Origin of the sequence: Cobetia sp. LC6 (assembly GCF_030264805.1) — a bacterium.
Lineage (GTDB): Bacteria > Pseudomonadota > Gammaproteobacteria > Pseudomonadales > Halomonadaceae > Cobetia.
Genome location: NZ_JASSPL010000017.1, coordinates 1 through 13907, shown reverse-complemented (window position 1 = coordinate 13907; position 13907 = coordinate 1). Strand labels below are relative to the sequence as shown.

15 protein-coding genes and 1 riboswitch are annotated in these 13907 nt (G+C 58.0%); of the genes, 4 read left to right on the top strand and 11 right to left on the bottom strand.

The window, feature by feature from the left end; translation table 11 throughout:
• Positions 1 to 40: 40 nt before the first annotated feature.
• From QQF40_RS15765 to QQF40_RS15745, 5 genes are all read right to left on the bottom strand, one after another.
• Positions 41 to 751: an urea amidolyase associated protein UAAP2 gene (locus tag QQF40_RS15765; protein ID WP_084589286.1), complete on the bottom strand. Its 711-nt coding sequence runs from the start codon at positions 749 to 751 to the stop codon at positions 41 to 43.
• A gap of 84 nt (positions 752 to 835) precedes the next feature.
• Positions 836 to 1606 carry an urea amidolyase associated protein UAAP1 gene (locus QQF40_RS15760; RefSeq protein ID WP_285461882.1) on the bottom strand — a complete coding sequence of 257 codons (771 nt, stop codon included), beginning with the start codon at positions 1604 to 1606 and terminating at the stop codon, positions 836 to 838.
• On the bottom strand, positions 1590 to 2462 hold the full coding sequence (locus QQF40_RS15755; RefSeq protein WP_285461881.1) for an ABC transporter ATP-binding protein: 873 nt from the start codon (positions 2460 to 2462) through the stop codon (positions 1590 to 1592). Before QQF40_RS15755 ends, QQF40_RS15760 begins: the two co-directional genes overlap by 17 nt.
• Positions 2459 to 3283: an ABC transporter permease gene (locus QQF40_RS15750; protein WP_043332237.1), complete on the bottom strand. Its 825-nt coding sequence runs from the start codon at positions 3281 to 3283 to the stop codon at positions 2459 to 2461. The genes QQF40_RS15755 and QQF40_RS15750 overlap by 4 nt, the downstream gene beginning before the upstream one ends.
• Positions 3284 to 3391: 108 nt before the next feature.
• The gene (locus QQF40_RS15745; RefSeq protein ID WP_285461880.1) at positions 3392 to 4540 is read right to left on the bottom strand and encodes a putative urea ABC transporter substrate-binding protein; all 1149 of its coding nucleotides are present in this window, start codon (positions 4538 to 4540) and stop codon (positions 3392 to 3394) included.
• A 53-nt stretch (positions 4541 to 4593) separates the two neighbouring features.
• Positions 4594 to 4702, bottom strand: a riboswitch (guanidine-I (ykkC/yxkD leader).
• 288 nt (positions 4703 to 4990) lie between these two features.
• Between QQF40_RS15745 and QQF40_RS15740 the strand changes: the two genes are divergently transcribed.
• From QQF40_RS15740 to QQF40_RS15730, 3 genes are all read left to right on the top strand, one after another.
• Entirely contained in the window at positions 4991 to 6442 is a 1452-nt protein-coding gene (locus QQF40_RS15740) for an AAA family ATPase (RefSeq protein ID WP_285461879.1), read from the top strand.
• Positions 6435 to 7331, top strand: coding sequence for a DUF4435 domain-containing protein (locus tag QQF40_RS15735; RefSeq protein WP_285461878.1), 897 nt, complete (start codon positions 6435 to 6437; stop codon positions 7329 to 7331). The genes QQF40_RS15740 and QQF40_RS15735 overlap by 8 nt, the downstream gene beginning before the upstream one ends.
• Before the next feature lie 375 nt (positions 7332 to 7706).
• Entirely contained in the window at positions 7707 to 8945 is a 1239-nt protein-coding gene (locus tag QQF40_RS15730) for a pyridoxal phosphate-dependent aminotransferase (protein ID WP_285461877.1), read from the top strand.
• 79 nt (positions 8946 to 9024) lie between these two features.
• On the opposite strand, the gene QQF40_RS15725 is transcribed toward QQF40_RS15730, so the two are convergent.
• Together QQF40_RS15725 and QQF40_RS15720 are read right to left on the bottom strand one after the other, a co-directional pair.
• A complete protein-coding gene (locus QQF40_RS15725; protein ID WP_043332231.1) occupies positions 9025 to 9438 on the bottom strand; it encodes a DUF6691 family protein in 414 nt (137 codons plus the stop codon).
• Positions 9435 to 9893, bottom strand: a complete 459-nt coding sequence (locus tag QQF40_RS15720; protein WP_285461876.1) for a YeeE/YedE family protein — start codon at positions 9891 to 9893, stop codon at positions 9435 to 9437. Before QQF40_RS15720 ends, QQF40_RS15725 begins: the two co-directional genes overlap by 4 nt.
• Positions 9894 to 10032: 139 nt before the next feature.
• Between QQF40_RS15720 and QQF40_RS15715 the strand changes: the two genes are divergently transcribed.
• Entirely contained in the window at positions 10033 to 10944 is a 912-nt protein-coding gene (locus QQF40_RS15715; protein ID WP_285461875.1) for a LysR family transcriptional regulator, read from the top strand.
• Positions 10945 to 11086: 142 nt separating this feature from the next.
• Here QQF40_RS15715 and QQF40_RS15710 read toward each other — a convergent pair whose 3' ends face one another.
• The 4 genes from QQF40_RS15710 to QQF40_RS15695 all read right to left on the bottom strand — a co-directional run bounded on the left by QQF40_RS15710 (position 11087) and on the right by QQF40_RS15695 (position 13750).
• The gene (locus QQF40_RS15710; protein ID WP_285461874.1) at positions 11087 to 11836 is read right to left on the bottom strand and encodes a 2OG-Fe(II) oxygenase family protein; all 750 of its coding nucleotides are present in this window, start codon (positions 11834 to 11836) and stop codon (positions 11087 to 11089) included.
• A 238-nt stretch (positions 11837 to 12074) separates the two neighbouring features.
• Positions 12075 to 12863: a CmcJ/NvfI family oxidoreductase gene (locus QQF40_RS15705; RefSeq protein ID WP_285461873.1), complete on the bottom strand. Its 789-nt coding sequence runs from the start codon at positions 12861 to 12863 to the stop codon at positions 12075 to 12077.
• Positions 12864 to 13046: 183 nt separating this feature from the next.
• On the bottom strand, positions 13047 to 13367 hold the full coding sequence (locus QQF40_RS15700; protein WP_043332225.1) for a DMT family transporter: 321 nt from the start codon (positions 13365 to 13367) through the stop codon (positions 13047 to 13049).
• Positions 13368 to 13381: 14 nt separating this feature from the next.
• Entirely contained in the window at positions 13382 to 13750 is a 369-nt protein-coding gene (locus tag QQF40_RS15695) for a DMT family transporter (protein WP_052384368.1), read from the bottom strand.
• Positions 13751 to 13907: the final 157 nt, after the last annotated feature.

Below are 13907 nucleotides of genomic sequence, written 5' to 3'. Positions count from 1 at the left end.
TGCAGCTTTACGGCTCAGCTCGGCGGCTCAGCTCAGTGGATCAGCCCAGCGGCGAGTCGCTGATGCGGATGGCAACCGGTGTCGGGTCGTAACCATTGCAGGGGTTGTTGAGCTGCGGGCAGTTGGAGAGCAGCACGTAGACGTCACGCTCGGCGACCATCTCGACGTACTTGCCCGGGCCGGACAGGCCATCCTCGAAGCTCAGGCCGCCATCGGCGGTGACCGGCACGTTCATGAAGAAGTTGATGTTGTGGCCGATGTCGCGCTTGGTCAGGTCGTACTTCGGGTAGCGGGCGATGGCCAGCATCCAGTTGTCACGACAGGAGTGCATGTGGCGCTTCTCCAGGTCGTAACGCACGGTGTTGGACTCGCTGGAGCAGGCGCCGCCCAGGGTGTCATGCCGGCCGCAGGTATCGCCGGTGATGGTCAGCAGCGCACGGCCACGGGTGGAGTAGAGCACCGTGCCGGTGGTCAGGTAGACCTTGCCCTGCTCGCGCACGGTGTCCATCGCGCTGTAGCGCTCGGCGGTGTCGTCGGCGGAGAAGAACAGGGTGTCGGCGGCCTGATTGCCATGCAGGTCGGTGATGCGCAGGTGCTGGCCGGCGCGGACCAGGCCGATGAAGTGATCGCCGGCCTCGACGGTGCGCTCAAGCTCGCGCGGCTGCTGTGCGGGGTCGGCGTAGCTCAGCGGGGCACCGTCCGTCGCGGCCGGGGTGTGGGCATGTGGGTGTTCAAGTGTCGAGGTGCACATGGGGATGTCCTTTGTCCTTGTCATCTGGGGCGTCGTTTGCCACTAGCCAGTCGGCGTGGCGTCCGTCTGCTGTCGGGGGACGCCTCAGCCCGCCAGGTGATAGAGCTGGTTGTTGGCGTAGGCGCGGGCATTCTCGGGGCGCGACAGATAGCAGGCGTCATGCTCATCCATCGGCGTCGCGGTGCCGAAGGTCATGTCCACGCCGCGCAGCGGATAGTCCTCGGCGGGGTCCAGCGGATGCGGACAGGTGTGCAGCATGACGAGGGTGTCCATCTCGAAGCGCAGGGTGACGCTGTCGCCGGCGGCGCAGTGGTCCGCGACGTAGTGCAGATTGGCGTCTTCATCGGCGCGCACGCGGGAGAACAGGTTGAGGTTGGCGCACAGGTCGCGCTCGCCCAGACCGTACTTGGCCATCTCGATCAGCAGGCTGTCGTGGCCGCTGGGCGTGAAGTCATTGAAGGCTTGCTGATAGGCCTTCTTGTGCCAGCCCTTGGCGGCGAAGTGGTGCTCCATCAGGTTGCCGCTGGCGCTGTCATGCCAGCCGAGATCGTCCTGGATGATGGAGGCGAAGATACGGCCCATGTCGGAATACAGGCAGTGGCCTTCGGTGAGGCGGAAGGTGTGCTGACCCTTGAGGGTATCCGGCAGATTGAGGCGCTCAAGCGTATCCAGCGGGTTGTACATCACCAGGCCGACATTGGCGTTGGCCTCGCTCGCGGTCAGCTTGAGCGCGCTGCCACGCGGCATGCGCATCGACCAGTGATGGCCGCCGGGCAGATGGGTCTTGTACTTTGCAGTAAAGCTCGCGGTAAAGCTGGCGCGGTCGGTGGTTGCGGCATCAAGCGGTATGTTCATTGAATTGGCCTCCGGTGAGAGTGGCTTGGGAAACGGAGTTGGCTGGTGTCGTCAGCGCTTCGTGCTCGCGCTCGAGCGTCGTTTGGTCAGAGCCCGGTGGGTGAGCCCCCGGCTGCTGGGACGACGCCTTGGTCTTGCTACGCTCGGTGGGCAGGTCATAGGTGATGGTCGAGCCATAGGCCTGCGGGGCCTGCGCATCGACGCGCACCTTGTCGAACACCCAGACGCGCGAGCCCAGCTCGAAGGCTTCCTTGAGATCGTGGGTGATCATGAAGATGGTCAGCTGCTGTTCTTCCCACAGGCGCAAGATCAGCTGGTGCATGTCCTTGCGGATGCCCGGGTCCAGCGCGCCGAAGGGCTCATCCAGCAGCAGGATGCGCGGCTTCATCATCAGTGCCTGGGCGATGGCGAGGCGCTGCTGCATGCCGCCGGACAGCTCATGCGGGTACTTGTCCAGTGCGTGGGACAGACCGACTTCTTCCAGGCGCGCTTCGGCGGCGACCCGTGCTTCACGGCGCTTGGCTCCGAACAGCTTGCCGGTCAGCGGGGCACGTGCCAGCTCCTCGGCCATGATCACGTTGCCCAGCACCGTGAGGTGCGGGAAGACGGAATATTTCTGGAAGACGATGCCGCGGTCCGGGCCCGGTTCGCCGGGGATGGGCTTGCCATCGAGCAGCAGCTCACCGCGCGAGACGCCCTCGGTGCCCAGCAGCAGCTTGAGGAAGGTGGTCTTGCCGCAACCGGAGGCGCCGACCAGGGTGATGAATTCTCCGGCCTCGACGGTCAGGTTCATGCGTTCCAGCACGACCTGCTGGCCGTAGTGCTTCTCGAGACCCTTGGCGTGGATCAGGCTCATGATTGGCTCTCCTCAGCGTGATACCAGGGGAAGGCGCGGGTCGAGACGAGCACCAGCAGACGGTCGAGCAGGAAGGCCAGCAGCGTGATCCAGGCCACGTAGGGCAGGATGACGTCCATCGCCAGATAGCGACGCACCAGGAAGATGCGGTAGCCGAGGCCATCCTGGGCGGCGATGGCTTCGGCGGCGATCAGGAACAACCAGGCGCTGCCGAGTGCCAGGCGCGTGGCGCTCAGAAGGCGCGGGGTCAGCTGGGGCAGCAGTACGCGGGTCAGCACCTGCCAGGAGCTGGCGCCCAGCGTCTGGGCCTTGATCAGCTGCTCATCGGGCAGGCGCAGGGCTTGGTTCTGCAGGTCGCGAATCAGGAAGGGCGTGATGCCGATGACGATCAGCGCGATCTTGGCCAGCTCGCCGGTACCGAAGGCGATGAACAGGATCGGCAGAATCGCCATCGGCGGAATCAGGGACAGCACGGTAATCAGCGGTGACAGCTTGGCGCGCAGCAGCGGCAGGCCACCGGTGAGCAGGCCGACGGTCAGGCCGATCAGCGCACTGATCAGCACGCCGGCCAGCAGGCGCTCGAGACTGGCGAAGGTGTCGGTCCACAGCGGCAGGTCGCCGGTGCGCACGTTGACCTCGGTGGCCAGTCGCGAGAACGACTCGCCCATGGCGGCGAAGGACGGCAGCAGGCGGTCATTCGGGTTGTCGAGCAGTCGCTGGTTGGACTGCACGATGTAAAGGATGGCCAGCAGCGCGAAGGGCAGGCCACCGAGCAGCCAGCGGCCACCACGGGAGGGTGTCAGATTGATCAGGCGTTTCATGCGCGGGCTCCACGGGTGCGAACGAGGGTGCGGTCGAGGGAGGCGGTCGGTTCACGTTCCGCGAGGCAGGCTGCCCCACGGAGCGTGTGCGGCATCCACCGCGTGGCGTTACTGGCTGTCGGCCAGTGCGGCGGTGTAGCTCGGGTCGAAGCGCAGCATCACGTTGCCTTCATTGCCGATGACGCCAGCGGGGGTTTCGATACCGATGAAGCCGGCATCCGGGGCGCCTTCGCCCAACAGGCCCTGCGCGAAGCTGAAGTCGGCGATGTGCTGCATGGTGTCCTTGAGGCTCGGCGCATTGAAGGCGGCCACGGCCTCGGCGGGGGTGTAGTACATGTGGGTCGCGGCCAGCTGGGACTGATAGCCGGCGAGGTCGGTGCCGGCGGCATCGGCCATCTGGGAGAGGGCGTCTTCGTCACCGGCCTTCATCTTCTCCATCACCTCATACCAGGCACCGACCAGCGCGTGGCTGAAGTCCGGGTTGTCCTTCAGCGTCTGGGTATTGACGACCATCAGGTCGAGAATCTCGCCGGGGATGTCGCTGGAGTTGAAGACTTCGGTGTAGCCGGGCATCTCCTTGAGCGTGGCCAGCTGCGGGTTCCAAGTCACCACCGCCTGGGTGTCGGTGTTGCTGGCCAGCGCCACGATGTCGGCATCGCCGGTATTGGTGGTGGTGAGGTCGCGCTCGCTCATGCCGACGCTGTCCAGCGCGCGTGCCAGCAGGTAGTGGGAGACACTAAACTGCACCAGATTGACCTCGCGATCCTTCAGGGCCTCGATGGAATCGCCGTCGCGGACCATCACGCCGTCGTTGCCATCGGAGTAGTCGCCCAGAATCAGCGCGGTGGAATCGACGCTGCTGGCGGCGGGGAGGGTGAGGGCGTCCATGTTGGTCATGGCGCAGCCATCGACATTGCCGGAGGTGTACTGATTGATGGACTCGACGTAATCGTTGACCTGCACCACATCGATATTGATGTCGTACTTCTTGGCCCACTTGTCGACGATGCCCTGGGTGTCCGCGTATTCCCACGGCATCCAGCCGGCATACACCGACCAGCACACGCTGAAGGAATCCTGCGCCATGGCCTGCGGGCTCAGCGATGCGCCAAGCAGCAGGGCGCCGGCCAGCGCAGCACGTCTGGAAGCGTTTCTGGAAGCGGTAGATGAAGCAGATGAGACAGCAGCGGATGACACCTGGGCGCTGGCATCCGAGGGGGAAGTCGCGGACTGGGAAAGGCGAGTGAGCTGGGTCATTGTCGTTATCTCCGGCGGAAAAAGTGAGAGGCGCCGACCTTTACAGGCTTTGCGTCTCCCGGGCTTTTGTCCCGCCGTGTAACCCCCAGCTTGGAGGTCGAGTGCTCTCGGACCAGTCGTGACGGCCATCAGCCAGTCACCGGAACCCTAGCGCTCCATTGGTGTAGATTTTCGATTGTTGTATGCCTATCGGTGCCTCGCTGAGTATCTAGCAGGAAGTGTGCCTAATTTTGTTTATGCATTAAATTCAATCGCTTGTGCAATATTTTTGTTGCTAAAAGTTGCGTTTCATTAGTTTTTTGCACTGGTTAGAAGCAGTTTCAAGGTAGTTGCACTAAAGTCGTGCATGACGTTGTTTTATCTAATAAGTCTATTGATTAGTTGAGCATGGTGAATGAATATTATATTCTGATCTCTAATGTACACCAAATCGTTAAAAGAGAGGATCATATGTCCAATTGCGACGTTGGCGGCATCGTTAAATTTTTTAAAATTAATGGGTTGCATGGGTATAAAGATCTGTCAATAGATTTTGCAGGTGAATCTACAGTATTAGTGGCAGAAAATGGTGTGGGCAAAACAACTTTACTTAGTATATTAAGCTCCACTCTCAAGCGTGAGATATACAAGTTAAATACATATGATTTTGATAGCATCGAGTGTCATTTTGCTAGTGTGAACGATGTTGTTGTAATTAAAAAGAAAGACCTTGCTCTAAATATTGGGGAAAAGACACTCGCTATTTTGAGCAATTTTTCAGAGGAAGTGTCAATACCACATGATACTATAATCGAATTTGTAATGACATCCTTTTCTGAATCGGACCCAATGTCTATTTTAGCGAATCCGATTGGTGATAAGCTATTCTCAGAAACTCATTATGATATTAGCGATCTGCATGAAAAACTTTGTATGATCTATAGTGAGATTGTAATCAGTGGGCATGCCTCTGTAACGTTTGAAGCTTTTAATATAATAAAAAGATGTGTGGGTGATACAGAGGTTATATATTTGCCCACGTACCGCCGTGTCGAGAGGCCGTTAAAGAAAGATAGAAGAAGATTTCACCAGAGAAGTAGGCGTAGCTTTGGGAATAAGTTCTCCACAAAGTTTAACTATAATAACGCTATACAAGATATGGGGTATGACGACATTGCATTTGGATTGGCCGATGTCGAGCAACAGCTAGGAGAGTTAACCAAGGAAATACAGAGAAGATCGAATTTTGAGTACGGTAAATTAAGTGCTCGTATGCTTGATGAACTTTTGGGTCCACGCGGGCCTGAAGTTAGTCATGAGTCAAAATTACCAGAATTAGATTCTCTAAAGAGATTTCTTAGTCGTGTACAGCGTCAAAGAGGCGGAGATGAGGGTATTATAAATAAAGTTGAAAGCTTATATGAGGAAGGAAGTAGTAACAGTGATGAAAAGTTTGTAAGATTTTTCTTGTCGAGACTCGGTGATGTCATCGCTCAAACTAAAGAAATTGAAGATAAAATTGAGCGATTTGTAGATGTATGCAACGAGTACTTGCAGACTTCGAGTGATCAAAAGAAGCTACAGTTTGACCCAGATAATTTAAAAGTTAAAGTTACCGATACATGGGATCCAGATCAAGAAAGAGAAATTGACTTAGACGATTTATCATCTGGCGAAAAACAAATTATCTCTTTGATGTCTTATCTTTACTTAAATGACACTAATAAAATACTATTAATTGACGAGCCTGAGTTATCTTTATCTATTGATTGGCAGAGGAAGGTCCTGCCTGATGTTATGTTAAGTGGTTCAGTGAGTCAGCTTTTGGCGATCACTCATTCGCCATTTATATTTGAGAATGATTTGGACAGTAACGCTAGGGCTATGATTGTTAAACGTTCATCGGAGCTGAAAAATGACTAATAGCTTAGTTGAAAAGCTCAGAGATAGCCGTAGCTCTCCTAGCGTATTAAGAGATAAGCTCATCAGAGCGAAGGGAGGTCAGTGCGATAAAATAATATTTATATTTGAAGGTTTTGATGATATTGGAGTCTATGAAGAATGGATAAAAAAAATTAATGCAAGCATTGAGTTTGAGCCTATTCCAGGTAAAGGAAAGCGGCAGCTATTAGAGTTACATAAATCTTTAGTAGAAAAGAATGATAAAAATATCTCTAATACTTTATTTTTTGTAGATCATGATTTTGATAAAAATAATGAGTATGGGGAAAATGTCTGTGTGCTAGATGGATATTCAATTGAAAATTTTCTTTGTTCTAAGCATGTTTTAAATAGTTTGTTGATAGATGAATATCGTTGCGCTGGAGAGATGGATATCAGAGAAGATATTATTGCTAAATTTGAAGAGTGTTATAACGAATTTTGCAAGCACTTTTATGATATTAATTATTATATTTTTTCTGCGCGTAGAGAAAAAGTTGAAATAGTTAAAAAGCCGGAAAGAGTAACTAATTTTGTAAATGTGCAGGTCGATAAAGTCACCCCGAAAGAATATGATGTTGAAAAAGTAGTTCTATTTAGTGCAGAATTAGATATTAATAAACATCGACAAGATTATTCCTTGTTGACGTCAATGTATTCAGTCCGAGGAAAATACATATTAGATTTCTTCAAGAAATGGCTAGCAGCTTTAACTGATGATAGAAAATCTGAAAGCTCAATTTTGTTCAACCGTGATCTTCCTAAAATAATAGGTGAGCCACATTCCTTTGAGTTGAGAAGACTCGCTTCGGCTAGTGTACCGCCTGAGTCTGTGAGTACTTTTATTCAAAGCTGGCAGACTAAATTCTGAAAATGTAAAGGCGTCATAAGTTCTATTATCACGTGGTAATTTTCTGTACAAAGTCCCCACCTCTTTAGGCTGGGGTCTTTGTATGTAGGCGATACTGAGTTCTACTACATATTCTAATAATTTTCTTTGTATAATACGGCATGCTTAATCTTTAGCTCATCGAGTGCTTTCAACCCAGCGGTAGCTTTCCCAAGGGGTTGCCCTTGTCGCGGCGCATGGTTGCGCGATCCGGCGCGTCGTTTCGTTGTGCCTCTCACCAAAGTCTTATACGTTGGTGGTGCTTTATTAGCACATACAAAAACAACGGCTTGCTCCCGATTGCCCGTGTGGTTTCACACGAGGGGAAGGGCAGCAGCGACAGACAAAGGACACACGATGACAGACGTAGTCGAGAAGGATCTGCAGGAGTCTTCTGAGGTTCAGGCGGTTGAGAAGGGCTCTCCATCATCGCGTTCGCGTCGTGGTTTCCTGGGCATGAGTGGGGCGGCAATTGCCGGGGCGGCGTTGGGTCAGTTCCTGCCGGGGATTCCCAGTGCCTTGGCCAAGGAGACGGCACCTGCTGCGGCGGTGCTCAAGCCTTCCGCCAAGTCACCGGTGCGACTCAACTACAACGAGAATGCGCTTGGCATGGCACCGTCTGCACAGCGCGCCGCAGCGGCATCCATCCCGCATTCCAATCGGTACCCCTTCGCCCATCTGGGAAAATTGCAGTCATTGGTGGCGACTCACCACAAGGTGCCGAGCGAGAGCATTTTGTTCACGCCGGGTTCCTCGGATGCGATCCGTGCCAGCGTACTGGCCCATGCGACTCCCGATACCCAGCTGGTGATTCCCGAGCTTACCTATGGCGATGGCGCTCTGTATGCCGGCTTCTATGACCTCGCCATTCGCAAGGTGCCGTCCTCGCGCGAGGACTGGTCATTCAAGATTTCCGACATGCAGCAGGCCGTGGCCGACCACTCTGGCCCCTCCATCGTCTATCTGGTGAACCCCAACAATCCGACCTCGACAATCATTTCCAGTGATGAACTGGAGGCCTGGGTCAACGACAGCCGCGACGATACGCTGTTCATCATCGATGAAGCCTACGCCGAATTCGTCAATGACCCGGCCTTCCGCTCCGCCGATCATCTGATTGCCGGTGGCGCGAAGAACGTCCTGCTGCTGAAGACCTTCTCCAAGATTCACGCCATGGCAGGCCTGCGTGTCGGCTACGCCGTCGGCGATGTCGATCGTCTCGAGCACGTTTCCCACTATGTCGAAGACGATGCCATGACGCTGTCATACCCCGGCGTGATGGCGGCGACGGCCTCCATGCAGTCACCGGAGTTTCTGGTCCACAGCAAGCAGAGCAACGATGAAGCACGCGCCATCTTCACAGCGACGCTCGACGAGCTGGGTTGGGAGTATCTGCCGAGTCAGACCAACTTCGTCTTCCATCGTATCTCCACGCCGCTGAAGGAATTCCAGACCGCGATGAAGGAACGCCATGTGCTGATCGGGCGCGCCTTCCCGCCGGCAGATGGTTGGTGCCGCATGTCACTCGGTACGCCCGAGGAGATGCACTATGTCGCCGCCGTGCTGCGCGAAATGAAGGCCAAGGGCGTCGTCTAGTCGTGACGGACTCCCATGTAGGAAGACGCAAACGCCCGCCATTTGGCGGGCGTTTGCGTTTCAAGGCGGGGTTATCAGATCAGCTATTGCGCGTCAGGCGGGTGGCCAGCCACCAGCCCAGTAGCATCGTCACCAGAAAGCCCGCCAATGGCAGACTCATGGCGCTGCTGGAGACGATGGCAGGCCCGGGGCAGTAGCCGCTCAGCCCCCAGCCGATACCGAACAGCGCCGCGCCGAGCAGCAGGCGGCCATCGATATCGCGGCGCGTGGGCAGTTGGAAGCGCTCGCCCAGCAGGGGAGTGCCACGCCGCCAGACGAGTCGATAGCCGAGGAAGGTGGTGATGACGGCACCGCCCAGCACGAAGATCAGCGTGGGGTCCCAGTCTCCGGCCACGTCGAGAAAGCCGACCACACGTGCGGGGTCGGTCATGCCGCTGAGTGTCAGCCCGAGGCTGAAGACCAGCCCGGTGAGAAAGCCGATGACCGTTTTCATGGTGACTCCCCCAGCAGATGTTGGCTCACGAACACCGTCAGCATGGCCACAGTCACGAACACCACCGTAGCCACCAGCGAGCGGGGGGAGAGACGCGCGATACCGCAGACACCATGACCACTGGTACAGCCGCCGCCGATGCCTGTTCCGATACCTACCAGCAGACCGGCGAACATCATGCTCAGCACCCCGCTGGCGGGATTGCCGATCAGCGCATCCGTGCTTGCGGCCACATTGCCCCAGTCAAGATTGAGCAGCAAAAGCAGCAGCGGGCCGCTGATCAACCCGAGCACGAAGGCGAGACGCCAGCGGCGGTCCTGGCCTGATTCCAGCAGCGCACCGCGCGTGATGCCACTGATACCGGCGATACGTCCCATCAAGGCCATCAGCATCACTGCCGAGAGACCGATCAGGACGCCACCGGCGAGTCCTTTCATGCTGCTTATCATGTCCATGTCGTTCATCCTCGTGTCGCGGTCATCCTGCGGTGCGTCGATGATATGCTCGTGGCTGGCGAGCGCCAACCGGTTGTCTGGCCGCTTGGCTGTACGACAAGGACGCCGACCTTTCGATGGAGGGCACAGCAGGAGCACCATGAACGAACTGACCCAACGCCTGCGCACCTTTCTCAAGGTGGCGGAGCATCAGAGCTTCAACGTGGCGGCGCGGGAGCTGGATATCGCCAGTTCCACGGCGACGCGTCACGTCAATCATCTGGAGCGCCAGCTGGGCGAGCCGCTGCTGGTGCGCACCACGCGCCATGTACGGCTGTCGCCGGCCGGCGAGCGCGCCCTGATCCGCTTTCGCGCCATTCTGGCCGAGGTGGACCAGCTGGAGGATGAGCTGGAGACGCTGAGTGAGCGGGTCGCGGGGCCGCTGCGCATCTCGGTGCCGTGGCGCTATTCGCGCCTCTATCTGGCGCCGCTGGTGAGCGAGTTCATGCAGTGCTATCCCGAGGTGGCGCTGGATATCGTCAGCAGCGACCAGCGGGTGGACCTGGTCGAGGACCACTTCGACGTGGCCCTGCGCATCGGCCATCTGGAAGATTCGAGCCTGATCGCGCGCCATATCAGTGATCAGCGCTTCGTGCTGGCTGCCGCGCCGTCCTACCTCGCCGCCCAGCCGTCTATCCATCAGCCACAGGACCTGGAGCAGCACCGTCTGCTGACCTTCAGCTATACCACCGCCAATCATCACTGGCGGCTGGTGCAAGGCGATCGGGAGCATCGCATCTCGGTGCGCGCCCGCGCGCTGCGCACCAACAACGCCGACATTCTCACCCAGGCAGCTCTGGGGGGCGCCGGCGTGGTGGTGCAGCCGCTCTGGGCGATTAGGGAAGAGCTGGCAAGTGGCCGCCTGCTGCCGGTGCTGGAGGACTTTCAAGTCACATCATCGGATTTCGACACCGGTATCCAGGTCGTCTTCGCGCGCGAGAATCAGCACAACCCGCGCGTACGTGCCTGGGTCGACTTCCTGCTCGCCCGCCGCGAGCGGCTGTCCTGCTGACAAGCCCTGTGAATGGCACGCAGGAAAACACGAAGGGCCCGGTCTCGAGAGATCGGGCCCTTCGTGTTTTCAGGCTGTGCGCTTGGTACTTACCCAACGGCACCTGCCAAGCGGTGCCTGGCCACTGCTGCTCAGGCAGCCATCAGTAGAGGATATCGCTGCGGATGATGTACTTGGCGCCGTCGCGGATCGGCTCGCCGGCATGCACGCAGTGCTGCGGATGCGAGCCATGCGGGAAGCACAGTACGCCACCCTTGGGCGTGGAGACCGAGATCTTCTGGATATCATCCTGCGACTGGGCCGGCTTGCCGGGGTCGCGACGGCTGACCAGAAACTCGGTGCGCCCGCCGGTATAACCATCGCTGAGGAAGATGAGGAAGGTGTACTGGCTCATCAGGCCCGGATAGGCGTCCTGGACGATCTCGTCATTGATGACGCGACTGCCCGGCCAGGCACCATCGGTGTGCGGCTTGAAGAAGTCGCCGGCCTCGTAGCGATAGACACGAAAGCGCGCATTGATGCCCTTGGCGCCTTCGCCCTGGATCTGCTCGGTGACCAGCGGCGCCGAGCGCTGCCAGATGACCTGATCGACCGCTTCACTGACGACCCAGTTGACGTTGTGGTTGTGGCGTACCGAACGCGGCAGGGAGACGGGCGCATCTTCCTCGAAGCCCATTTCTTCCAGGGCGGCGACGAAGTTGTCGGCCTCGGCGGGTGTCAGCACATTGAGCAGCTGGAAGGCACCCGGGACACCCTCGACTTCCTGACGGACCACCTCTGGCGCCGCGTCGGCCTCGAAGAGATCAGACACGTCGCCGTTGTCGGTCCAGATGGGCAGGGGCGTGGGAGAGAAGCCGCGTTCGTGGCGGACGACATGGAAAGACAAGCTCATGGCAAAGCTCCTGAATGACGAAGAATGTGTGACGAGAATCTGGTGGCCGACAGGCCTGCAAGGAGGGAGGCCTGGACGACGGTCATCTGGCGGCGAGTGCCGATAAGCTCGCGAGAGGGGCAGCTACCCGGATGGGCCAGGTGTCTGCCATCTCGACCGCGGCGCTCAGCCGCCACCAACCAGTCGTTATCGACCAGTCATTTTCAACCAGTCGTTATCAACCAGCGGCCGTGACACCTCAGTCGGGATAGCGGACCAATACCCGCGTCTCGAGACTGGTGCGTGTCGGCGCATCGTCGGGCGTATCGAGCAGCTCGGCCGCGGTATGCGCGACCGGTGGCTTGCCGGCGCTGTCGAAGGCATTGAAGACGATGGCTTCGTCGGGGCGCATCCGTGAGGCGAAGTACCAGCGGTGAGCCGGATTGTGCACGAGGCCCTGAATCTGGCCGCAGCGGTCCGGATAGAGGATATCGATGTTGACCCAGTCCTCGTGTTGCACGCTCTGGGTATCGGCGAAGGCCAGCGGGTCACGTGCGACGGCCTGCTCGACCGGCTGCCAGACATTGACGATGCCGTAGTGGCCGCTCAGCCACTGCTCTGCCTTCTCGGGCGGGAGCAGATCGCGCACGCGCTGCGGGCCAGAGCGCGGCGAGTAGTCGACATGGACATGCTGCGCCGGCACGCGCTCACCCTCGAAGCCGCGCAGGGTGTGGTCGAACACCTGCACTTCACTGACGCCGAGCTGCTGCTTGAGCAATGCCTCGATGGCCGGTGTGTGCAGGCGATCGCGCACCTTGGCATCGCGCACATCGACGGCAAGTTCGGGCGTGTCGAGAAACAGCAGCCCCTGGCAGGCGAAGCTGGGCGGTGTGGCGCGCAGGTCCTGCAGCCTGACACCGCGGCGGTCATGCTCCGGCTCGATGCGGCGACCGGTCTCGCCGTTCGGGTCCACCTTGATCTGCAGGCCTTCCGGGCAGTCGAGCTGATAATTGACGAACGCCATGCGGGTAGGGACGGGCGCTGACATGAACGAGACCTCCTTCACGATGGGTTGTCAGAGGAAGCCGCAGGACAGGCACTCAGGCGGGTGCCTGCGGTGCCGAGTCCAGGAGGCTGGTTCACGAGGCTAGTGCACTGGCGCGGGCAGAAAAAGGCGCCTGTCGGCAATTGGTTATTGCACATATGGCAATAATCAAGCGCCGACCGACGCTCAATGCCCGCCGGACAGGTGCAGACCAGCGATGGACAGCACGATGACGCCGATGCAGGCCATGCGGCGAAACGAGAAGTGCTCGCGCCAGAACAGCACGCCGATGATGGCGCTGACCACGGTCCCGATGCCGGAGAACACGGCATAGGCGATGCCCAGACTGATGGTGTCCATGGCCAGATACAGCAGGCTCAAGGAGGAGCTGAAGCCCAGCGCGACCAGCAACACGCCCATGCGGCGGTGCTGATTGGCGTACTGGTTGAAACCGGTGACGCCGACGACTTCACAGCAGCCGGCGGCGATCAGATAGACCCAATCCATGACGTCACTCCTGGTCATTCACTGAGGGTGGTCTGCGGTGTGGCACTCGCGCGAGGCTGCTTGTCGGCAGGCGCGCTGGGGGCCGTCTTGAGCACGATGATGCCGATCAGCATCAGCACCACGAAGCCCAGCGTGGACCACTGGAATTCGAGATCGAAGAACAGCAGGTCAGCCACCACCGTCCCCACCGTGCCCAGGCCGACGAAGATGGCGTAGGTGGTGCTGGCGGGCAGTGTCTTGGCGATCTGGGTGACCAGACTCAGGCTGATGATGACCAGCAGCACCGTCAGTGCCCATTCCAGCGGACTGTCGGCGACTTTCAGGCCCGTGGCCCAGCCGATTTCGCACAGGGTCGAGATCAGGAAGTAGAGCGTGATGCGCATGGTGATCGGGTGTCCTTGTGGGGTGTCCTTGTGGGGTGTCCTTGTGGGGTGTCGAGAAATACGGCGTTTCATTACCTGTAGGGTGCCGGATGATCGGATTTCACAACGAAGCTATCCTTTGTTAGCCTCTCGTGAGCTCATCAAGCAATTGATTCAG